This is a genomic window from Neoroseomonas eburnea (assembly GCF_018129005.1).
GTDB classification, from domain to species: Bacteria; Pseudomonadota; Alphaproteobacteria; order Acetobacterales; family Acetobacteraceae; genus Neoroseomonas; species Neoroseomonas eburnea.
Map to the genome: position 1 here is coordinate 24,314 of NZ_JAAEDL010000001.1, position 21,832 is coordinate 46,145.

A 21,832-nucleotide genomic window follows, 5' to 3' on the forward strand; every position below is an offset into this window, starting at 1 on the left:
ACGCAGCCGGCCGGGGGCGATGCGCGCCGCCCGGCCGGCCCTTCCCGACAACCGGAGCGACCCATGTCCCAGCCCGGCCTGCGCGGCCTGGTGCGGTGTGCCGCTGGCTTCTATGCCCGGCTGCTCTCCGCGCTGCTTGCGATCTCCGTCCTGATCCTCGTCTTCCCGGTCACGCTGCAGGTGGTCTCGCGCCAGACATCCTGGCTGCCGCACTATATCTGGACGGAGGAGATGGCGCGCTTCCTGCTCGTCTGGACCGTCATGATCGGCGCCATCGTCGGCCAGAAGGAAGGCATCCACTTCATCGTCGATCTCTGGCCCGAGTTGAAGGGCCGCAGGCGCGCCTTCATGGACATCGTCTCGGGCCTCTTCGTGCTGGTCTTCGGCGGGATCTTCCTTTGGTTCGGGATCGAGTTCGTCGACTTCGCCTGGTTCCGCATCAGCGAGCTCGCGGAACTGCCGCTCTGGCTGATCCACCTGCCCTGGCCGATCCTGGGCTTCTCCTGGCTGCTCTTCGCCGGCGAGAAGTTCGCCGACGACCTGCGCATGCTGGTCCACGGGGAGGCCGCCTGATGGGGGGCAATGCGCTCGCCGCCGGGGAGGCGGCCTGGATCCTGTTCGGGGTCTTCTTCGTCCTGCTCGCCCTGCGCGTGCCGGTCGCCGTCGCGCTCGGCCTCGCCTGCCTGCCGGTGCTGTGGATGGAGCCGCGGCTCGGGCCGATGGTGCTGATGCAGGAGACGTTCAACGCGTACAACTCCTTCATCCTGCTCGCGGTGCCGTTCTTCCTGCTGACGGCCAACCTGATGAACGTCGGTGGCATCACCGACCGGCTGATGACGCTGTCGCGCACCATGGTCGGGCACTTCCCGGGCGGGCTCGCGCAGATCAACGTCGTGCTGTCGATCTTCTTCGCGGGCATCTCCGGCTCCTCGACCGCCGATGCCGCGTCGCAGTCGAAGATCTTCATCGATGCCCAGCGGAAGGAGGGCTACGACGACGGCTTCTCCGTCGCCATCACCGCGGTCTCGGCGGTGCTCGCGGTCATCATCCCACCCTCGATCCTGATGATCGTCTGGGGCGGCGTGCTGACCGTCTCGATCGGCGCGCTGTTCCTCGCCGGCATCCTGCCGGGGCTGCTCATCGGCCTGGTGCAGATGGCGACCGTGCATGCCTATGCGAAGGCACGCGGCTACCCGACCTATCCGCGCGCCGGCTGGGGCGAGTTCCTGCGCGCGATGGCGATCTCGATCCCCGCGCTGATGACGCCGGCCATCATCATCGGCGGCAAGGTCTTCGGCTGGTTCACTGCGACGGAAAGCGCCTGCATCGCTGTGCTCTACGCCGGCGCGCTGTCGCTGCTCTACTACCGCGAGATGGGGATGAAGGAGCTGTGGGAGGCGCTCGGCGAAACCGGAAGGCTCGCCTCGGTGGCGCTGTTCTGCGTCGGCACCGCCTCCGCCTTCGGCTGGCTGCTCGCCTATTACGAGATCCCGAAGGCGATCCTCGCCGGCGTCTCCGCCTGGGGCATGGGAAAGATCGCGACGGGCTTCTTCATCGCCGGCGTCTTCCTGGTGGTGGGATGCTTCCTCGATGCCATCCCGGCGATCATCATCGTAGGCGCCATCCTGCAGCCGCTCGCCGTCGGCGTCGGCATGGACCCGGTGCATTTCGCCATGATCGGCATCGTCAGCCTGGCCTTCGGGCTGGTGACGCCGCCCTACGGGCTCTGCCTGATGATCGCCTGCCACGTGGCCGGAATGCGCATGGCCGATGCGCTCAAGGACACGATGATCATGCTGCTGCCGATGCTCGGCGTGCTGGTGCTGGTGATCATCTGGCCGGAGGTGGTATTGTTCCTGCCGCGTCTCGTCTCGCCCGAATTCCTCGATTGACGATGCGGCCCCCCTCGGGCCGGTCTTCATGCCGGGTTGCTTGACCTCGCCCGTGCCTCGCCGCAGCTTGTCGGCGAGCAGGGGCGGGGGTTGCGGGCGATTCCGCCGGCGGTGTCCCGCGCCTGCACCGCTTCCGTACGGATCACCCGCCCATGGCCGCCAGGCGCGCTCCGCGCATCTTCATCGACGGGTACAACCTCTCGCTCGAACAGGGGACGGGCGTGGCCACCTACGCCCGCAACCTTTCCTTTTGCCTGCGTGACATCGGCGGGGAGGTCGGCGTGCTCTACGGCACCAGGGGCTCGACCATCAGCACGAACGCGCTGATCCGCGAGATCGCCTTCTTCGACCCGCGCGTGGGGAAGCCCTCGAAGGTTTCGCAGGCGGCGCACTACGTGCGCCGCGCCTTCACGACGCCGCTCGGTGAGATCGCGACCCAGGTGCCGATCACCGGGCGCGTCGTGCGCGATGCCTTCAGGAGCCGCCTGCCGTATTTCGACCACGTCTGGAACGTGCAGAACCTGTTCGAGGCGCAGCGCCAGCACTTCAACCTCTACCGCAACCGGATGACCGTCCATTTCCGTCATCCGCCGGAGGTGATGCATTGGACCTACCCGCTCGCGCTCAAGGTGCGCGGGGCGCGCAACGCCTATACGCTGCACGACCTGGTGCCTCTTCGGCTGCCCTACACGACGCTCGACAACAAGCGGCAGTACTTCCGCCTGACCCGCCAGCTCGCGCGGCGGGCCGACCACATCATCACGGTCAGCGAGGCATCGCGGCGCGACATCGTAAGCCTGCTCGGCGTGCCGGAGGACCGCGTCACCAACACCTACCAGGCGGTCGACATCCCCGCACGCCTGACCGACAAGCCGATCGCCGACGTGAAGACCGAGATCGAGGGCACCTTCGGCCTGCGCTTCCAGCGCTACTTCCTGTTCTTCGGCGCGATCGAGCCCAAGAAGAACGTCGGCCGCATGATCGAGGCCTACCTAGCCTCGGGCGTGCAGGATCCGCTGGTGATCGTCGGCAAGAAGGCCTGGAAGTCGGATGAGGAGCTGCGCCTGCTCTTCGAGAACGAACATGTGCGCTACCTGCTCACGCAGAACGGCATGACCCAGACCCGCTATCGTGTGCAGCAGGTGGACTACGCCTCCTTCCCGCTGCTGGTGAGCCTGATCCGCGGCGCAAAGGCGGTGCTCTTCCCATCGCTCTACGAGGGCTTCGGACTGCCGGCGCTGGAGGCGATGCTGCTCGGCACGCCGGTGATGACCTCCAACACCTCCTCCATGCCGGAGGTGGTGGGCGATGCCGCGATCAAGGTCGATCCCTACGACGTGCGCGCCATGGTGGAGGCGATCCGGGCCCTCGACACCGATGCCGACCTGCGCGGGCGCCTGTGCCAGGCCGGGCCCGGCCAGGCCGCGCTGTTCTCGATGGAGCGCTACCAGATGCGCCTGCGCGAGGCCTATGGCAGGATGGGCGTGAACATGGGCTGACGCGCGCCGCGACTGCACGCGGCGGCCGGATCAGGGGTGAGGAGCAGCATGGACCGTGTGGAGCAGGACGCCGGCGCGGCGAGCCCGGGTGACTGGCTGCGACAGGCGAATTCGCTCCGCGACCAGCGCATGTGGGACGCCGCCATCCTGGCCTACCGGGCCTATCTCGACCTGCGGCCGGACGACTGGCGGGCGCATATCCAGCTTGGCCACAGCCTCAAGGAATCGGGAGACCCGTCGGACGCGCTGCTCGCCTACCGCGCCGCGGAGGCGCTGGCGCCCAACAGTGCCGACGTGCACCTGCAGATCGGCCACGCGCTGAAGCTGATGGGCGATGCCGCGCAGGCCTGGCGCGCCTATGCCCGGGCACTCGAGATCGACCCGGCGAGCGAGGAGGCGGCACGCGAGGCCTCCGCCCTGGCGCGCCTGGCCACGCCGCTGGCGCGGAGCGCACGCGCGCCGGGGCAGGCGGTGCAGATCGTCTTCGACACTTCCGACCTGGTCGCCTTCCTGGCCGACAACCGCACGCCGACCGGCATCCAGCGCGTGCAGCTCAACGTCACGGCGCGGGCCCTGCTCGATCCGATCGACGATGTGGCGACCGCGGCCGTCGCCTTCGACGCCGCCGGCGGCGCGTGGCGGGAGATCGGGCGCGACCTGTTCCTGCGGCTGTGGCGCCTGTCGCGCACCGGCGGCGATCCCAAGGCCCCCGACTGGGCCGCGGTGCTGGCCGAGCTGCACGAGGCCCTGGCGGACGGCCCCGACTTCGTCTTCGCGCCGGGTGCGGCCCTCGTGAACCTCGGCACCTCCTGGTGGATCAAGGACTACTTCCTGCATGTCCGGCACGTGGCGCGGCAATACGGCGTGCGCTACGTGCCGATGATCCACGACTGCATCCCGCTGATGGCGCCCGAGCACTGCTCCCCCGCGCTGGTCGAGGAATTCGCCCAGTGGTTCTCGGGCATGCTCGCGCTGGCGGATTCGGCGCTGACCAATTCCGAATGGTCGGCCGCGGATGCGCGTCGCATCGCGCAGGAGGTCCTGCCCGGCCTCGATCTGCCGATCGCCGTCGTGCCGCTCGATGCGGATCTGCGGAAGGAACTCGGCGCGCCGGCCGCGCCGGCCTGGACGGACCGCGCCGACCTGCCGCAGCCGGGCGAGCCCTTCGTGCTCTGCGTCGGCACCATCGAGAGCCGCAAGAACCACCTGATGCTGTTCCAGGCCTGGCTGACGCTGGTGCGCAAGCATGGCGCGGAGCGCGTGCCACGGCTGGTCTGCATCGGCAAGCCCGGCTGGCTGGCCGATGCGGCGATGACGCTCTGGCGCAACTCGCCGGTGCTGCAGGACCGCGTCTCGATCGCCCATGGCGTGCCGGACGTCACGCTCGCCGGCCTCTACGGCGCGGCGCTCTTCACCGTCGCCAACAGCCACTACGAGGGCTGGGGCCTGCCGGTCACGGAGAGCCTGTCCTTCGGCCGCGTGCCGCTGGTGTCGCGCAATACCTCGCTCTCCGAGGCGGGCGGGGAGGCGGCGGTCTATTTCGAGCCGCGCAACGAACCGGACCTCGTCGCGAGGCTCGAGCAACTGATCTTCGACGCCGAGGCACGCGCGCGCCACGAGCAGAGGATCCGCGAGACGACCAGGCTGCGGAGCTGGGGCGACATCGCCGACCAGGTGATGCGCGCCGCCGCCGCCCGACGCGACGCGCCGATGCAGGACAGCGGCGCGCGGCTGCCGGTCATGCCGGGCGTGACCTATCCGCTCTGCCTGGCCGGCGGCGGACGCGCAGAGCGCGGCAAGGCCGTGGCCGACATGGTGCGTGACGGGTTGAACTGGCTCGCGCTGGAGCGGTGGGGCGTCTGGACCCGCCCCGGGGTCGCGCGGATGCGGATCGCATTGCCGCCAGGTGCGGCGGATCGTCCGCTTCGTCTCTATCTCGGCTGCGTCGCGCCGGGGGAGGAAACCACGGTGCGGCTGCGCGCCTACGGCGCCGGCACGCCGCCGCCACGCTTCGTGGCGCTTACGGCGGAAGGCGCGGGAAGCCGCTTCACCTGCGTGCTCGACGTCGCGGCGCCGGCGCGCGAGGTGCTGGTCGAGATCGACGCCGGCGTCGGCGTGCAACTCGGCTCGCAGGCGAAGCCGGACCCGCGGCGGGCCGGAATCGGCCTCACCTCCTTCATGATCTGCGCGGAGGACGATCTCGTGGGCCGGCTCGACTTCCTGGAGCGTCACGCCTTCCGCGTCCTGCGGCCGGACTGACCCGGCCGCGGGCCGCGGGAGGGGGCGCCGGCTGCCTCCGGCGGCAGCCGCCGTTGAACACTGCGCCGTGCGCCGGCGCCGGGCGCGGCCACCATCCCGCCCTTTGACCGATCGCGCCGGCCGGTCGATGCTGGCGCCACCGGAGGACACGACACCATGCCGAACTATCCCTTTGCCGCCGCCGATCTGGAAGCTCTGCGCCAGTGGGACACGCCGACCATCTGCAACGCGCTGGAGCTCGTCGCGCCGCATCGCCGCGGCCATGGCTTCACCGTGCGGCCGATGACGGCGGTGGACCCGAAGCTGCCGCCGATCTGCGGCCTGGCCCGCACCGGCACGCAGCGCGCGGCCTTTCCCTCGGGGCGGACCAAGGAGGCGGATCGCGCCATGCGGATCGCCTGGTACGAGTATGTCGCCGACGCGGCGATGCCGACCGTCGTCTGCCTGCAGGATCTCGACGACACGCCGGGCGTCGGTGCCTTCTGGGGCGAGGTGAACAGCGCCGTGCATCAGGGCCTTGGCGCGCAGGGCGTGGTGACCAACGGCTCGGTGCGCGACCTCGACATGTTCGCGCCGGGGTTCCAGGGCATCGCCGGCGTGGTGAACCCGTCGCATGCCTATGTGCACATCGTCGCGCTGAACCTCGACGTCACCATCCACGGCATGCAGGTGAAGCATGACGAGGTGGTGCATGCGGACCGCCACGGCGCTGTCGTCATCCCGCACGACGTCGTCACCAAGATCCCGGCGGCGATCGAGCTCGGCGCGCGGCGGGAGAAGGTGATCCTCGACATGGTGAAGGCGCCGGGCTTCAACGTCGCGAAGCTCAGGGAAGCGCTCTCCAAGGCGGACGACATCCACTGAAGGCGATGCGCGCACCGCTTTGTCACGTGAAGCCCGGGTGGGTCGACCACTACGGGCATATGAACCTCGCCTACTACCTCGTGGCCTTCGACCTGGCGACGGACGCGCTGTGGCCGTCGCTGGGGCTGGGCAAGGCGTTCCAGGCGAAGGGCCTCGGCACATTCGCGGCCGAATCCTGGCAGGCCTATACGCGGGAAGTGACCGAGGGCGCGCCACTCGCCTTCGACAGTGAAGTGCTGGCGTATGACGCCAAGCGCCTGCTCTGCCGTCACGTGATGTTCCACGCGGCGGAAGGCTGGCAGGCGGCGGAGAACGAGGTGCTCTACCTCTGCGTCGACCTCGGCGCGCGGCGCGTGGGCGCCTGGCCCGAGGAGGTGCTGGAGCGCTTCGCGGCGCGGGCGAGCGGCGGGGCACCGAAGCGACTGTCGTTGAAGCGGGCGGGTTGAGAGGGGCGCCGCCCCTCGCAAATTCTCCGCGCCAGGGGTCCCATTGCCGAAAGGCCTAGGAATCCGATGCCTTGAGCCTCCGCGGGTGCAGGGGACCGTGTCCCCCGCCGGGGGAGTTTGAGGGGGCAGCACCCCCTCAATTCAGCCTTTCGCGGATTCGAGCGATCCCGGCTTCGGCGCATTGATCGTCCAGATGTCCTCCCGGCGATCCGCCAACGCCGATCGCGCCGACCACCTCATCTCCCGCGCGAATCGGCAGCCCCCCTCCGATGACAAGGAAGCCCTCAGTGTCCGGCAGCCGTGCGGCGCCGGGGTTGGTCCGCACCATCTCCAGGATCTGGCTCGTGCCGGTGCGCATGCTCGCGGCCGTGTAGGCCTTGGCCCGGGCCGAGGCGACCGTGTGCGGCCCGGCGCCATCGCCGCGCAGCAGGGCGCTCAGGACGCCGGCGCGGTCCACCACCGCGGCGGTGACGCGATGCCCGCGCGCCGCGCAGGCCTCGACCGCGGCCGCCGCGGCTTCGGCGGCGAGTGGCGCGCTGATCGTGCGCTCCACCACGAGACCCTGCGCGGCAAGGGGCAGGGGGGCAAGCAGGCAGGCGGCGATCAGGGCAATGGGGCGCATGGCGCATCCTCGGGAAGGCAAGGGCGGAACGGACCGGCGCCGCAGGTTCCCATGCGGGCGCAGGGGTCGGAAGGGGTCTATGGCGCAGTTCACGGCCGTCGCGAACCGGGGGAGGGGCGCGCCCGTCGCGGCTTCCGCCCACTTCAGGCGCGGAAGCGCTCCACCCCGCCCACCACCGTCGCGACCACGCCCGTGCCGCGGATCGCCGCCGGATCGCAGGTGAGAACGTCGGTGTCGAGCACCGCCAGGTCGGCGAGCTTGCCGGGTTCGAGGCTGCCTTTCTCACCTTCCTCCCGCTGCGCCCAGGCACCCAGGGTCGTGTAGGCGGCGAGCGCCTGTGCCGGCGTCACCGCCTCCGACGCGTCGAGATCCGCGCCGGTCTGGCTGCGGCGCGTCACCATGGCGCCGATGGCGGTGAAGGGATTCACCCGGCACACCGCGAAGTCGGAATGGCCGGGCGCGGGGATGCCGGCGGCGATCAGGCTGCGGTGCGGCCACATGTGGCGCATCGCCGCCTGGCCGCGATTGGCGACATAGGCCTCGCCGAGCTCGTCCATGAAGCCGGTCGCCGAGGAATCGACGAAGCCGCCGCGCTTCAGCCGTTCGAGGATGGGCGGCGTGACGTAGCAGCAGTGTTCCACCCGCATGCGATGATCCGCCACCGGATGCGCGGCGAGCGCCGCCTCCATGACATCGAGCGCGAAGTCGATGCCGCGGTCGCCGACGCCCTCGATCATCACCTGCAGCCCGGCCTTGTGCGCGGCGGTGGCGCGCGCCGTCAGGTCGTCCCGGTCGTAGAGCAGCATGCCGGTGTTCGGCACCGGCTCGCCCGGGACCGGCGTGCCGAGATAGGGGTCCCAATAGGCGGCGGTGCGGCCGGAGGTCGAACAATCCGGACACCATTCCACGCCGATCAGCCGCAGCCACTCGTCGCCGAAGCCGGAGCGGATGCCGGCGCCGATCAGGTGCGGGATCAGCGGTTCGTCGCGCCCGCTGGCGATGATGCCCATGCGCATCCGCCAGCGGCCTTCGCGGCGCATCGTCTGGTAGGCGCGGATGGCGTGGGTCGGCGTCAGGGAATTCGCCACCGAGGTGATGCCGTGGCGCAGGCATTCGTCCTGCACCATCTCCATGCCCTCGGCGATGTCCGATTCGCTGTCGGCGCCATGCACGGCATTGAGGAAGACATGCGCCGCCGTCTCCCGCACCAGGCCGGTGAAGGCGCCGGTTGCGGGGTCGCGGTCGAAGGCGCCGAAGGGCGGGTCCGGCGCCTCCTGCCCGATGCCGCAGGCGGCGAAGGCGGCGCGATTCGCGAGGCCGAGATGCCCGTCCGTGCGCAGGATGAAGACCGGCCGGCCGCCGGAAGCGGCATCCAGCTCGTCGAGCGTCGGGTAGCCGCCGGAGGCACGCTCGTTCAGCCGGTAGAAGGCGCCCCAGCGGCCGCGCGGCAGGCCGGCGCAGACGCGGGCGATGGTCGCCAGCACCTCCTCCCGCGTCGTGACGCGGTCGGGCGAGAGCAGCGTCCAGCTCCGCAGCCGCACCGCATAGGCGTCCGGATGGGCGTGGCTGTCGACGATGCCGGGGATGACGCGGCGGCCTTCCGCGTCCAGCACGCGCGTGCGGGGACCGATATGGTCGCGCATGGCCTCGCTGCTGCCGAGCGCCACGATGCGCCCGCCGAAGGCGGCAAGTGCCTGCGCTTCCGTGCCCGCCGCATCCATCGTGGCGATGCGGCCGTTGAGCAGGACGAAATCGGCGTTCATGCCGCCACCCGGTCGATATGGTCGCGCAGCCGGTACCAGCCGCCGACGATCGGCAGGAACCAGTTCGGGTTGCCCTTGTAGAACGGCACCGTCGGGAAGCTGAGGCCATCCAGCGCGAAGGACGCGTTCTGCGCCCCGGCGATCTTCAGCGCCGCGTTGTGGCCGAGCCAGGTCGCCATGGCGACGCCCGACCCCTGGCAGCCCGCCGCGTAGTGGATGCCGTCCTGCACGCCGATATGCGGCAGGAAGTCGAAGGTGAAGGCGACGTTGCCCGTCCAGGCGTGGGTGACCCGCACGTCCTTCAACTCGGGGAAGACGCCGGTCATGAAGCGATGCAGCACCGGTGCGGCGGCGGCAGGCTCGGTCGGGCCGAAGCTCGCGCGGCCGCCCCAGAGGATGCGGTTGCCGTAGGGGGAGGGGCGGAAATAGTTCAACACCCGCTTGGTGTCGCTGATCATGCGCCGGCCGGGAAAGAGCCGGTCGATGACCTCCTGCGGCAATTCCTCCGTCGCGATGATGTAGGAGCCGACCGGGATCATCCGCCGCGCGAGCCAGGGCATGGCGGAATTGCCATGGCCATCGCGCGAGTAGCCGTTGGTGGCCACCAGCACCGCATCGGCACGCATCTGCCCGCGATCGGTCGTCAGGCGGAAGCCGGTGCCGTCCTCACGGATGCCGGCCACGCGCACGCCGTCCACCAGGCGGGCGCCGGCACGCTCCACCGCCTGCGAGAGGCCGCGCGCATACTTGCCGGGATGCAGGCTGCCCGAGGCTTCGGCGATCATGCCGCCATGGTAGTGGTCGCTGCCGAGCGCCTCGCGCTGGCGCTCGCGCGGGACCATGCGCGTCGGCAGCCCGGTCACCTCGGCGATGAAAGCGGCCTTGGCGGCGAGCGCGTCGTAGTGCCTGCGCGTCCAGGCCGGCACGAAGCGGCCGCAGCGCAGGTAGTCGCAGTCGATCCCCTCCCGCGCGATGGTTTCCTCGATGAAGGGGAATGAAGCGGCGGCGGCATCGGCGATGGCGCGCGCCTTCTCCTTGCCATGCGCCTGTTCGAGCGCGCCGGAGGCGACCTTCAGCCCGCCGGAGACCATGCCGCCGTTGCGGGAGGAAGCGCCCCAGCCGATCCGCTCCGCATCCAGCACGGCGACGTCGTGGCCGAGCCGGCGCAGCGTGAGCGCCGCCGACATTCCCGCATAGCCGCCGCCGACCACGGCCACGCCGGCATGGTCGGGCAGCACGCTGTCGCGTGTCGGCGGTTCCGCCGCTTCCCACCACCAGGGTGACGTCCTGAAGCCCGGTGCGAGCACCGCATTCGCAAGAGACATTGCCGGATGAGCCCACTCATGGTGAGAATTGCGCGGGAGACTTCACGCCAGCACTCAGGCAACCGCAAGTGGCATGACGCGGCTACGTTGCGCAGGCGGCTGCATGCCCGCCGCGCATGGGCCCGTCGAGGAGACAAGATGATGCAGACCTTCCAGCAGGATTGCGTGGAGCTGGCCTTTCGCCGGTATCGCCGCGGGGAAGTCGATCGGCGGACGCTGCTGGCCGGGCTTGGTGCGCTCGGCGTGCTGCCGCTGGCCGGCGGCAAGGCCGCCGCGCAGGAGGCGCGCCGCCTGGTGATGGTGAACTGGGGCGGCATCGCCAACCAGGGCTTCGGCCGCTTCTACGGCGACCCCTTCGTCGCCGACAATCCGGGCTGGACCGTGGTGCAGGACAGCACGGGCCCCTCCGCCGGGCGCATCCGCTCGATGGTCGAAAGCGGCCGCGTCACCTGGGACCTGTGCGATTCCTCGGCCGCCTCCTCGGTGCTGCTCGGGCGGCAGAACCTGGTGGCCAAGATCGACTATTCGATCGTCGGCCGCGACAACGTCATCGCGCCGGGCTTCGTGCTGGAATACGGGGCCGCGCCGTATTCCTTCAGTTCCGTCCTCGCCTATGACAGCGCGAAATTCCCCGATGGGGGGCCGACCTCCTGGGCGGATTTCTGGGACACGCGCAAATTCCCCGGCACCCGCCTGCTGCGCCGCGACGCGACGGCCATGCTCGACGCGGCGCAGATGGCGCTCGGCAAGGACCCGGCCAATCTCTATCCGCTCGACGTGCGCGCCGCCCTGCGCAAGGTGCAGGAACTCCGGCGCAACGCGGTGTTCTGGAGCAGCGGCAGCGAGAGCGAGCAGTTCCTGCGCACCGGCGAGGCGGTGATGGGCATCGTCTGGCACACCCGCGCCACCGTGCTCGACAAGGAGACGAACGGCCGCATCAAGTTCATCTGGAACCAGGGCCTGCTGCAGCCGGGCATCATGGTGATCCCGCGCGGCAATCCGGGCGGCGAGATGGCGCAACGGCTGCTCGCCTCCATGCTGGCCAAGCCCGAACCGCAGGTCGGCCTGCTCGGCCTGCTCGGCAACGGCCCGACCAATCCGCGCGCGGCGGCGATGGTCCCGCAGGACCTGCGCCGCTTCAACCCGACCGATCCGGACAATGCCCGCCTGCAGGTCGTGATGGACGGCAACTGGTGGGGCGACAACTACCAGCGGGTGAATGCCGACTACATCGACACCATCACCGGCTGATCCGGCATCGTGATCCTGGTCGTGAAGTCGGGGGGCGAGAAGGCCCTCCCGGAATGGAAGGCGTGCTTCGCCGAGTTCGCCCCCGGTCTCGAGGTCCGCTGGTGGGACGATCCGGCGGTGGATCCCGCGCAGGTGGACTACGCCCTGGTGTGGGAGCCGGAGCCCGGGCGGCTCGCGCGCATGCCGAAGCTGCGCGCGATCTTCGGCTCCGGCGCCGGGGTGGATTCGATCGTCGCCGATCCGCACCTGCCGAAGGGCCTTCCGCTGGTCCGCTGCGTGCCGGAGGAGGCGACGCAGCGCATGGCGGAATTCGTCTGCTGGTCGGTGCTCGCCCTGAACAAGGGCGCGCGCCGGCTGGCTCTCGCCCAGGCACGCGCCGCCTGGGATTATTTCGAGCCGCCCTATGCTGCGGCCGAGCGCACTGTCGGCATCATGGGCCTCGGCGCGATGGGGATGCGCTCGGCGGAGGTGCTGCGCGCCGTCGGCATCCCGGTGGTCGGCTGGTCGCGCACGCGCAAATCCGTGGCCGGCGTCGAGTGCTTCGCCGGCGCCGACGAATTGCCGGCCTTCCTCGCCCGCAGCGAGGTGCTGGTGTGCCTGCTGCCGGCGACGCCGGAGACGCGCGGCCTGATCGCCGCGCCGCTGCTCGCGCGCCTGCCGCGCGGCGCGGGCCTGGTGCAGGTCGGGCGCGGCGTGCAGCAGGTGCTGCCCGACATCCTCGCCGCGCTGGATGACGGGCAACTGTCCGGCGCCGTGCTCGACGTCTTCGAGCAGGAGCCGCTGCCGGCCGACAGCCCCGCCTGGGCGCATCCCAAGGTCATCGTCACGCCGCATGTCGCGAGCCTGCCGAGCCGCCGCGAACGCGCCCGCTACGTCGCCGGCTGCATCGCGCGCTTCGAGCGCGGCGAACCCCTGCCCAATCTCTACGATCCCGAGAGAGGCTACTGATGCCGCTGCCGCCGCCCCCGGTGAAGCCGGACCCGAGCCGCATCCCGACCGAGCAGGAGGTGCGCGAGGATCTCGCCGCCGCCTATCGCCTGATCGCCCTGTTCGGCATGACGGACCTGGTCTTCACCCATCTCTCGGCGCGCCTGCCCGGCGAGGGCCACCGCTTCCTGGTCAACCCCTACGGCCTGCTGTTCGAGGAGATCACCGCCAGCAGCCTGGTGGTGGTCGATGCGGAGGGCGAGCCGATGCAGGAGACCTCCTGGCCGGTGAACCCGGCCGGCTTCGTCATCCATTCAGCCGTGCATCGCGAACGCGACGACGCGATGTGCGTCATGCACACCCATACCCTCGCCGGCATGGCGGTGGCGGCGCAGTCCGGCGGGCTGCTGCCGCTCAACCAGATGAGCATGGAGTTCGACGGCCGCGTCGCGCTGCACGACTATGAGGGAATCGCGGCGGACGACAACCTGTCGGAGCGCGAGCGCCTGGTCCGCGACCTCGGCGACCGGCCCTGCATGATCCTGCGCCACCACGGGTTGCTGACCGTCGGTGCCACGGTCGCCGAGGCCTTCTACTGGATGTACTACCTGGAACAGGCCTGCCGCATCCAACTGGCGGCGCAATCCTCCGGCGCGCCGCTTGCGGTGCCGCCGGAAGCCGTGGTGCGCCGGGCGCGCGACCAGTTCGGCGACAGCCCGATCAAGGGCTGGCTGCCCTGGCAGGCGCTGAAACGGAAGCTCGACCGCGAGCAGCCGGACTACCGTTCGTGAGCGACACCAAGGGACACGCGCTCGCGCTGCGCGGGCTGAGCAAGCGCTACGGCGACTTCGTCGCGGTGAACGACGTGTCGCTCGAAGTGGGCAAGGGCGAGTTCCTCACCCTGCTCGGGCCGAGCGGTTCGGGCAAGACGACGATCCTGATGGCGATCGCCGGCTTCGTCGCGCCGTCCGACGGCGCCATCCTGCTCGACGGGCGGGACATCACGCCGCTGCCGCCGGAAAAGCGCGACTTCGGCATGGTCTTCCAGGGCTATGCGCTGTTCCCGCACATGACGGTGGCGGAGAACGTCGCCTTCCCGCTGCGCGTGCGCGGCATGTCGAAGGCGGATCGCGACGCCAAGGTGCGCGGGGCGCTGGATCTGGTGCAGCTCGCCGCCTTCGCGGACCGGCTGCCGAAGCAGCTCTCGGGCGGGCAGCAGCAGCGGGTGGCGCTCGCCCGCGCGCTGGTCTTCGATCCTGCGCTGCTGCTGCTGGATGAGCCGCTCTCGGCGCTCGACAAGAAGCTGCGCGCCGAGCTGCAGGAGGAGCTGAAGGCGCTGCATCAGCGCGTCGGGCGCACCTTCGTCAACGTGACGCATGACCAGGAGGAGGCGCTCTCCCTCTCCGACCGCATCGCCATCCTCAACCACGGACGGCTGGTGCAGGCGGGTGCTCCGGGGGAACTCTACGAGCGGCCGCGCACCCGCTTCGTCGCCGACTTCCTCGGCAAGTCGAACTTCCTCGAAGGCACGGTGCGCGGCGCGGCGCCGGGCGGCTTCGCGCTGGAGGCCGGGGCGGCGCGCCTGGCGGTCCGCCTGCCGGACGGTGCCGCGCCGCTGGCCGAGGGCAGCCGCAGCCTGCTCTCGCTGCGTCCCGAGAAGATCGCCCTGCTGGCCGAAGGCGACGCGGCGGAGAACGTGGCGGAGGGTCGCATCCTTGCCTTCGCCTATCTCGGCGCCGGCTTCTCGCTGCGCGTCGCGACGGAGCACCTGGGCGAGATCCGCGCCACCCTGCCCGCCTGGAAATCCCCGATCGCGCCGACCGAGGGGCTGCCCGTGCGGCTTGGCTGGTCGGCCGATGCCGCCGCGCCGGTCGAGGAGGACGCGGCATGAGCGCCGCCGGGCGGCCGGGTGCCGGCTGGTGGCTGCTGATCCTGCCGGCCTTCCTGCTGCTGGTGGTCTTCTACCTCGCGCCGATCGTGCAGGTACTGGCCATCAGCGTGACCGAGCCCGAGTTCGGCCTGGAGAACTATGAGCGGCTGCTCACCTCGTCGGCGGTGCAGCGGGTGATCTTCACCACCCTGCGCATCTGCATCATCACCACGGCGCTGGCATTGCTGCTCGGCTATGCCATTGCCTATGCCATCACCCTGGCAAGCCCACGCGCGCGCGGCTGGTGGATCCTGGCGGTGCTGGTGCCGCTCTGGATCTCCGTGCTCGTGCGCGCCTTCGCCTGGGTGACGCTGCTGCGCCGCCAGGGCCTGGTGAACAACACGCTGATGGAAGCGGGGCTGATCGGCGAGCCGCTGCCCCTGGTGTGGAACGAGTTCGGCATCGTCGTCGGCATGGTGCACTACATGGTGCCCTTCGCGGTGCTGCCGATGTTGTCGAGCATGCGGGAGATCGACCCGCGCCTGCTCGCTGCCGCACGCGGCCTCGGTGCGTCGCGCGGGGAGGTGTTCCGCCGCGTCTTCCTGCCGCTGTCGCTGCCGGGGGTGATCGCCTCCGGCGTGCTGGTCTTCATCTTCTCGCTCGGCTTCTACATCACGCCGGCGATCCTTGGCGGCGGCAAGACGCTGATGGTCGCGGAGTGGATCAGCCTGCAGATCCTCGACCTGATCCGCTGGGGGCTCGGCACGATGATGGCGACGGTGCTGGTGGTTGCCATCCTGGTCACGCTCGCGGTCTTCTCCCGCATCGTCGACCTGCGGCGCATCTTCGGGGCGGGGGCCTGATCCGATGGATGGCGCCTATCGTCCCGGACCGTTTGGCCGTGGCCTCGCCTGGGCCACCGCGCTCTACCTGGTGCTGCCGATCCTGATCGTCGTGCCGGTGGCACTGACCGATCAGCGCTATCTGTCGCTGCCGGAGGACGGGCTGTCGCTGCGGCATTTCGAGACGGTGCTGGCCTCGCCGGAATGGCTCGGCTCGATCTGGCAGTCCTTCACCATCGCGGTCGCAGCCACGATGCTGTCCGTCACGGCGGGGACGCTCTGCGCCATCGGCTGCTGGCGCATCTCCCGCCGCGCGACCGAGTTCGTGCGCGTGCTGATGCTGCTGCCGCTGATCATCCCGTCGATCGTCTACGCCATCGGGCTGTATCGCTACTTCGGTCCGCTCGGGTTGCTGGACCGCTTCCTCGGCGTGGTGCTCGCGCATGGGGTGACGGGGATCCCCTATGTGGTCATCACCGTCTCCACCGCGCTCGCCGCCTTCGACCCGCGCCTGGAGCAGGCGGCGCGCGGCATGGGGGCCTCGCTGTCGCAGACCCTGCGCTGGGTGATCCTGCCGCGCATCGCGCCGGGGATCTTCTCGGGCGCGATCTTCGCCTTCATCCACTCCTGGGATGAACTGGTGATGGTGCTGTTCATCGCCTCCCGCGACGTCTTCACGCTGCCGCGCCGGATCTGGGACGGCATCAACGAGAACCTCGATCCCGCCATGGCGGCTGTTGCCGTGCTGCTGATCCTCTTCACCCTGCTGCTGCTGATGGCCGACCGCGCCCTGCGCCGGCGCAGCGAAGGCTGACTGCAACCAACAACGGGAGGAACGCGCCGTGTCCCGCGCGATGTCCGAGTTCGACCATCGCTACAACATGCTGATCGAGCGCTTCGCCTCGGAGCCTGAGCCCGCCTTCCACAGCACGAGCGAACAGGAGTTCGGCTGGGGCCGTCGCTGGGGCTGCAATTCCGACATCGGCCGCCTGCGCGTCGTGCTGATGCATCGTCCCGGCGAGGAGCTGAAGGTCCTCGACGGCCTGCCGCTGATCCCCGAACTCGGTGCCTTTGGCGACCCGAAGACGGGTGCCTATTGGCGTGGCGAATTCATCCCCCCGCTCGCCGAGCAGCAGGCCCAGCACGACGCCCTGGCTGCCGCCCTGCGGGAGGAAGGCGCCGAGGTGGTGATGCTGAACCGTGTCGCGCCGGGCCGGCACAAATCCGTCTACACGCGCGATTCCTGCATTGCGCTCGATGGCGGCGCCGTCGTCACCCGCATGGGCCCGCGCATCCGGCGGGGCGAGGAACGGCCGGTGACGGAAACCCTCGCCGGGATCGGCATGCCCATCCTGCGCACCATCCACGGCACCGGGCTGATGGAGGGCGGGTCCTTCGCCTATGTCCGGCCGGACGTCGCGGTGATCGGCGTCTCCTCCCGCGTCAACGAGGAAGGGGCGCGGCAGATGGAGGAGGTGCTCGCCGTCCAGGGCACCCGCCTGATCCGCGTGCAGATCCCGGGCTACAGGCTGCATATCGACGGTGCCTTCGTGATGATCGACCACGACGTCGCGCTGGTGAACCCGGTGATCCTGCCCTTCGTCTTCATGGAGGAGCTGAAGCGCCTCGGCATCCGCATGATCCCGCTGAACAACGAGGATCCGTCCTGGGCGATCAACTGCCTGGCCGTCGCTCCGGGCCGCGTGCTGATGAGCGACCAGGTCGGCCCGCGCACGCAGGAGGCGCTGGACAAGGCCGGCATCAGCGTGCGGCTGGTGGCCTACGACAAGGTGTATCTCGGCGGGGGTGGCATCCATTGCTCGACGTCGCCGCTGGTGCGGGATCCGATCTGATGCCTTGAGAGGGGCGCTGCCCCTCTCAAACTCACCCCGCCAAAGGCCGAAAGGCCTTTGGAAACCACAACTTCGATCTCCGCGGGTCCAGGGGACCGCAGTCCCCTGGTGGGGGTGCTCGAGGGGGCAAAGCCCCCTCGATCCGGGCACCGAGGCTAGGCCGGCAGCACTCGCTCCACCGCAATGCCGCGGCAATCCATCTCGTAGTCCAATCCTTCGACCGGCGGCCGGCAATCCTGCCAGGTCAGCCCATGCCTGGCGGCGCCGCGGATGACGATCTCCGCCGTCAGCGCCGGCGGCAGCGGATGCACGGTATAGGCCTGCACCCCACTGGTCTGCGCCCAGCCGAAGCCGAGCAGCCCCATCCGCCGCTCCATCTCTCCCAGCACCCAGTGCCCCTTGCGCAGCATCCCCTCGGGCGAGGTGTCGCCATGGGCGATGGTGTTCTCGCGATAGCTCCCCTTGCCCTCGGCGGACTCGCCGCTGCCGGCGACCGCGAAGGACGGCGCCGCATCCGGGTCCGGCACGGTGTAGCAGAAGGCGTGAAAGCTCGGCTCCACCGGCGGCGCGTGGCGCGGGCAGACATTGCTCCGTGCGACCGGGTTGCGCCCGTCGTGCAGCACCGCCCATTCGCCGAGCGTGCCGGCATAGCCGGTATTGAACTGCGCGAAGCCTTCCTCGGTGAAGGGCGCGGGGGAACGCAGTTCGCAGGCCGCGAAGGCGATGCGCGGCCGACCGATCGAATCCAGGAACGCCGCGATCCGCCGCCAGCCTTCGGCGAGCGGCACGGGATCGGCGAAGCGCGCGCGTTCCAGCCGGTAGCCGGGCAGGGCGGCAACGCCGGCGGAATACTGCATCACCGCGGGAATGAAGCGGTATCCCGCCGCCGGGATCGCGATCGTGTCCATCACTGGCGCTTCGTCACACCCCAGAAGACCGGGATGGTGGTCTGGCGCAGGCCCTCGATATTGGCGCGATAGGCCGCCAGCACGCGGAACTGCCCGCCATTGATGTAGGGCAGCACCTCATAGGCACGTGCGTGCACGCGCTCCAGGATCTCGCGCCGCTTCGCCGGATCGGCTTCCTCCCACCAGGAGGCGCGCAGCCGTTCGAGCTCCGCGTCGCAAGGCCAGCCGGCGGGCGCCGTCTCGCAGGGCGCGCCGAGATAGAGGTTCACCAGCGGGTTCTGCGCATCGAGCACATTGGCGATGGTGACGAAGAGGTTCCAGCCGCCCTGCTCGACCGGCTCGCGCCGGTTGCGCCGCTGGGTCACCGTCGCCCAGTCCATGGCGACAACGTCCATGTTCAGCCCGGCACGGCGCATGTTCTCCGCCATGGTCAGCGTCACGGCGTTGTTGATCGGCGAATCCGTCGCGTTGAGGAACACCACGCGCTGGCCGTTGTAGCCGGCCTCCCGCAGCAGGGCGCGGGCGCGGTCGAGGTTGATCTCCCGCAGCCCTTCCGCGCCGGCGGCGCTCTCCAGCGGCGTGCCGCAGAGGAAATAGGCCGGGCAATAGGGCACCTGCTCGGAGGGCGCGACGCCGATCGCCTGCAGGTTCTCGTGCTGGTTCACCAGGTACAGCAGCGCCCGCCGCGCGCGCGCGTCGTTGAACGGCGGGACGGCGTGGTTCGGCCGCAGCCACACCACCGAGCCCACCGGGTTCAGCGCGAAGGTGCGGATGTTGCGGTTGCGCTGCAACACCGGCAGCACGTCCGGCGTCGGCTGCTCGATGAAGTCGATCTCGCCCGATTGCAGCGCCGCGGCCGCCGTCGCCGGATCGGAGATGCCGAGCCATTCGACGCGCTCGACCTGCACGACCTTGCCGCCGGCGAGCCCGTCCGCCGGTTCCGGCCGCGGGCGGTAGGCGGGGTTGCGGACATAGACGGCACGCTCGCCCGGCAGGAAGTCCTGCGCGCGGAAGATGAAGGGTCCGGAGCCCGTCGCATCGGTGAAGGCGACATTGGCCGGCGTGTTCGCGATCCGCTCCGGCATGACGAACAGCGCGCTGGCGGTCGAGCGCGCCAGCGCCTCCGTCACCAGGCCGAAGGGGCGGGAGAGCCGCAGCGTGAAGCTGCGGTCGTCCACCACCTCCAGTGCGCCGGTCGCCGCCAGCAGCGCGCGGCCGGCGATGTCGCGCTGGCCCCAGCGGCGGATCGAGGCGACGGCATCGGCCGCGCGCACCGGCTGGCCGTCATGGAAGGCGAGGCCCTCGCGCAGGGTGAAGCGCCAGGTCATGCGGTCGGGCGAGACCTCGAACCGCTCGACCATCTGCGGCTGCGCCTCGCCCCGGCTGTCGAGGCCGAAGAGCTGATCGTAGACGAAGAAGCCGTGGTTGCGCACGAAGGCGGCGGTCGAGACCACCGGGTCGACGCTCGCCAGCGGATTGACGAGCACCACGCGCAGCGTCCCCGAGGGCGCCGGCTGCGCCGGGGCGGGACGGGGTGCCGCCAGCAGGGCGAGCACCGCCACTGCCAGCATGGTGAACCTGCGCCTGGCCATCTCTGCCTCCGTGATGCCGTCCCGCGCCATCATGCCAGCCCTGTGAGGCTTGTCCAACGGGCGCCCTGGACGCCGCGCACGCCCGGGCCTTGAATGCGACGCTTTCGCCAAAGGGGCCGGCATGACTTTCTCCCTGCTCGGGCGTTGCGCGCGGACCGGACAGTTCGGCGCGGCGGTGACGACATCCTCCATCGCGGTCGGCACCCGCGTGCCGTTCCTCGCCGCCGGGCTGGGCGGCGTGCTGACGCAGCACCGCACCGACCCGCGGCTCGGGCCGCGCGGGCTCGACCTGCTGCGCTCCGGCTGCTCGGCGGAGGAGGCGGTGGCGGCGCTGGTCGCCTCGACGCCTGACCACCGTTGGCGGCAGATCGCGGTGATGGACCGCGAAGGCCGCACCGCGCATTTCCATGGCGAGCGCGTGAAGCCCGCGCGCGGCGTCGCGCATGGCAAGGACGTGGTCGCCATCGGCAATATCCTCGCCAATGACCGCGTGCCGGCGGCGATGGCCGAGGCCTTCCTCGCCGCCGCAGACCAGCCGCTCGCCGAGCGCCTGGTGCGCGCCCTCGAAGCCGGCGAAGCGGCCGGCGGCGAGCATGGCGAGGTCACCTCCGCCAGCCTGCTCGTCGTGCACCGCGAGGTCTTCCCATACGTCGACCTGCGCGTGGACAAGGCGGTCGGCCCGATCCCGGCGCTGCGCGCGCTGTGGGAGGAGTACGCGCCGCTCGCCGACGGCTTCGTCGCGCGCGCCGTGGCCCCCGAAGACGCGCCGATCATCTGAGGCGGCGAGGTGACGCTGGCGCCGCTCTTCGACCCCGCGGAGTTCCGCATCCCGCCCGGTGTCGCGCATGTCTGCGCGGCGGGGGAGACGCCCTTCCTCCGCCGCCACGACGCCGCCTTCGCCGCCTATGCGGAGGACAAGTCGGCCGGCTCCCCGGGACGCACGCGGCAGGAGGCGCGGCTGGCCTCCGCGCGCGCCGGCGCGGCCCGGCTGTTCGGGGTGCAGCCGGGCGACATCGGCTTCGTCTCCAGCGTCGCGGAAGGCGTCTCCATGGTGGTGGAGAGCCTCGACTGGCGCCCCGGCGACGAGGTCGTGGTCGACCCGGATGAGTACCCCTCCGTCGTCGCGCCGCTGGCGCAGCGCGAGCGGCCAGCTATCACGCTGCGCTTCGCGCCGATGAGCGACCCGGCCGCCGTCGCCGCCGCGATCACCGAACGCACGCGGATGATCGCGGTCAGTGCCGTCTCCTTCCTCAGTGCCGCGCGCTACGACCTGAGCGCGCTGCGCGCGGCGGCGGACCGCGTCGGCGCGCTGCTGGTGGTGGACTTCACGCAAGGGGCCGGTTGGCTGCCGATCCGGGCGGAGGTCGCCGACTTCGCCTTCTCCGCCACCTACAAATGGGTGCTCGGCACCACCGGCACCGCCATCGCCTATTGGAACCGGGCGCGGCAACCCGATTGGGCGCCGAGCACGGCGGGCTGGCATTCCATCGCCTCGATGGCGCGGCCGGACTGGTCGCAGGCTCCGGCGCTGCTGCCCGATGCGGCGCGCTTCACGCGCGGCAATCCGGCGCATCTCGCGCTCTACGTGCTGGATGGCGCGCTCGGCTATCTGGAGCGCTTCGGCGCCCCGGCGATCGAACGCCACGTGCAGGCGCTGACGGTGGAGATGCTGGCGCGGCTCACCGCCGCCGGCATCCCGTCCACCACGCCGCCCGATCCGCGGCAGCACGGCGCGAGCGTCTGCGTGCAGAGCCCGCACGCCGCGGCGATCGTCGCCGGGATGGAGCGGCGCGGCGTCTTCGCCTGGAACGGGCGCGGCCGTGTCCGCGTCTCCTTCCACGGCTACAACGGCGGCGAGGACATGGCGCGCGCAACGGATGCGCTGATCGCCGAATGGCGTGCCGCCACCACGACCTAGG

General features: G+C 70.6%; 20 protein-coding genes. 15 read left to right on the forward strand and 5 right to left on the reverse strand.

The window, feature by feature from the left end; all coding sequences use genetic code 11:
• The first annotated feature begins 63 nt into the window (after nucleotides 1-63).
• The 6 genes from GXW74_RS00115 to GXW74_RS00140 all read left to right on the forward strand — a co-directional run bounded on the left by GXW74_RS00115 (nucleotide 64) and on the right by GXW74_RS00140 (nucleotide 6,960).
• Complete coding sequence (locus GXW74_RS00115) at nucleotides 64-573, forward strand: TRAP transporter small permease (RefSeq protein ID WP_211844243.1); 510 nt, start codon at nucleotides 64-66, stop codon at nucleotides 571-573.
• Complete coding sequence (locus tag GXW74_RS00120) at nucleotides 573-1,892, forward strand: TRAP transporter large permease (protein ID WP_211844244.1); 1,320 nt, start codon at nucleotides 573-575, stop codon at nucleotides 1,890-1,892. Before GXW74_RS00115 ends, GXW74_RS00120 begins: the two co-directional genes overlap by 1 nt.
• A 152-nt stretch (nucleotides 1,893-2,044) precedes the next feature.
• Entirely contained in the window at nucleotides 2,045-3,391 is a 1,347-nt protein-coding gene (locus GXW74_RS00125) for a glycosyltransferase family 4 protein (protein WP_211844245.1), read from the forward strand.
• A gap of 48 nt (nucleotides 3,392-3,439) precedes the next feature.
• The gene (locus tag GXW74_RS00130) at nucleotides 3,440-5,650 is read left to right on the forward strand and encodes a glycosyltransferase family 4 protein (RefSeq protein ID WP_211844246.1); all 2,211 of its coding nucleotides are present in this window, start codon (nucleotides 3,440-3,442) and stop codon (nucleotides 5,648-5,650) included.
• Nucleotides 5,651-5,806: 156 nt separating this feature from the next.
• On the forward strand, nucleotides 5,807-6,514 hold the full coding sequence (locus GXW74_RS00135; protein WP_211844247.1) for an RraA family protein: 708 nt from the start codon (nucleotides 5,807-5,809) through the stop codon (nucleotides 6,512-6,514).
• Nucleotides 6,515-6,519: 5 nt separating this feature from the next.
• Nucleotides 6,520-6,960, forward strand: coding sequence for a thioesterase family protein (locus GXW74_RS00140; RefSeq protein WP_211844248.1), 441 nt, complete (start codon nucleotides 6,520-6,522; stop codon nucleotides 6,958-6,960).
• A gap of 136 nt (nucleotides 6,961-7,096) precedes the next feature.
• Here GXW74_RS00140 and GXW74_RS00145 read toward each other — a convergent pair whose 3' ends face one another.
• The 3 genes from GXW74_RS00145 to GXW74_RS00155 form a co-directional block, all read right to left on the reverse strand.
• Nucleotides 7,097-7,582 carry a GlcG/HbpS family heme-binding protein gene (locus GXW74_RS00145; RefSeq protein WP_211844249.1) on the reverse strand — a complete coding sequence of 162 codons (486 nt, stop codon included), beginning with the start codon at nucleotides 7,580-7,582 and terminating at the stop codon, nucleotides 7,097-7,099.
• Between the two features lie 143 nt (nucleotides 7,583-7,725).
• A complete protein-coding gene (locus GXW74_RS00150) occupies nucleotides 7,726-9,345 on the reverse strand; it encodes an amidohydrolase (protein WP_211844250.1) in 1,620 nt (539 codons plus the stop codon).
• Nucleotides 9,342-10,670: an NAD(P)/FAD-dependent oxidoreductase gene (locus GXW74_RS00155; protein WP_211844251.1), complete on the reverse strand. Its 1,329-nt coding sequence runs from the start codon at nucleotides 10,668-10,670 to the stop codon at nucleotides 9,342-9,344. The genes GXW74_RS00150 and GXW74_RS00155 overlap by 4 nt, the downstream gene beginning before the upstream one ends.
• A gap of 138 nt (nucleotides 10,671-10,808) precedes the next feature.
• On the opposite strand from GXW74_RS00155, the gene GXW74_RS00160 reads away from it, so the two are divergent.
• From GXW74_RS00160 to GXW74_RS00190, 7 genes are read left to right on the forward strand one after another with little or no spacing between them, the layout of a single operon-like run.
• Nucleotides 10,809-11,921, forward strand: a complete 1,113-nt coding sequence (locus GXW74_RS00160; protein WP_211844252.1) for an extracellular solute-binding protein — start codon at nucleotides 10,809-10,811, stop codon at nucleotides 11,919-11,921.
• 9 nt (nucleotides 11,922-11,930) lie between these two features.
• A complete protein-coding gene (locus GXW74_RS00165) occupies nucleotides 11,931-12,869 on the forward strand; it encodes a 2-hydroxyacid dehydrogenase (RefSeq protein ID WP_338148097.1) in 939 nt (312 codons plus the stop codon).
• Nucleotides 12,869-13,639, forward strand: a complete 771-nt coding sequence (locus GXW74_RS00170; protein WP_211844253.1) for a class II aldolase/adducin family protein — start codon at nucleotides 12,869-12,871, stop codon at nucleotides 13,637-13,639. Before GXW74_RS00165 ends, GXW74_RS00170 begins: the two co-directional genes overlap by 1 nt.
• On the forward strand, nucleotides 13,636-14,739 hold the full coding sequence (locus GXW74_RS00175; protein ID WP_211844254.1) for an ABC transporter ATP-binding protein: 1,104 nt from the start codon (nucleotides 13,636-13,638) through the stop codon (nucleotides 14,737-14,739). Before GXW74_RS00170 ends, GXW74_RS00175 begins: the two co-directional genes overlap by 4 nt.
• A complete protein-coding gene (locus tag GXW74_RS00180) occupies nucleotides 14,736-15,581 on the forward strand; it encodes an ABC transporter permease (protein WP_211844255.1) in 846 nt (281 codons plus the stop codon). Before GXW74_RS00175 ends, GXW74_RS00180 begins: the two co-directional genes overlap by 4 nt.
• Before the next feature lie 4 nt (nucleotides 15,582-15,585).
• A complete protein-coding gene (locus GXW74_RS00185; protein WP_211844256.1) occupies nucleotides 15,586-16,374 on the forward strand; it encodes an ABC transporter permease in 789 nt (262 codons plus the stop codon).
• 28 nt (nucleotides 16,375-16,402) lie between these two features.
• Nucleotides 16,403-17,413, forward strand: coding sequence for a dimethylarginine dimethylaminohydrolase family protein (locus GXW74_RS00190; RefSeq protein WP_338148098.1), 1,011 nt, complete (start codon nucleotides 16,403-16,405; stop codon nucleotides 17,411-17,413).
• A gap of 155 nt (nucleotides 17,414-17,568) precedes the next feature.
• Here the strand turns inward: GXW74_RS00190 and cnbZ are convergent, their stop codons facing one another.
• Together cnbZ and GXW74_RS00200 are read right to left on the reverse strand one after the other, a co-directional pair.
• Entirely contained in the window at nucleotides 17,569-18,321 is a 753-nt protein-coding gene (gene cnbZ / locus GXW74_RS00195) for a 2-amino-5-chloromuconate deaminase CnbZ (protein ID WP_211844257.1), read from the reverse strand.
• Complete coding sequence (locus GXW74_RS00200; protein ID WP_246522700.1) at nucleotides 18,321-19,913, reverse strand: ABC transporter substrate-binding protein; 1,593 nt, start codon at nucleotides 19,911-19,913, stop codon at nucleotides 18,321-18,323. Before GXW74_RS00200 ends, cnbZ begins: the two co-directional genes overlap by 1 nt.
• A gap of 121 nt (nucleotides 19,914-20,034) precedes the next feature.
• Between GXW74_RS00200 and GXW74_RS00205 the strand changes: the two genes are divergently transcribed.
• The gene (locus GXW74_RS00205) at nucleotides 20,035-20,691 is read left to right on the forward strand and encodes a DUF1028 domain-containing protein (RefSeq protein WP_211844258.1); all 657 of its coding nucleotides are present in this window, start codon (nucleotides 20,035-20,037) and stop codon (nucleotides 20,689-20,691) included.
• 9 nt (nucleotides 20,692-20,700) lie between these two features.
• On the forward strand, nucleotides 20,701-21,831 hold the full coding sequence (locus tag GXW74_RS00210) for an aminotransferase class V-fold PLP-dependent enzyme (RefSeq protein ID WP_211844259.1): 1,131 nt from the start codon (nucleotides 20,701-20,703) through the stop codon (nucleotides 21,829-21,831).
• The last annotated feature ends 1 nt before the right edge of the window (nucleotide 21,832 follow it).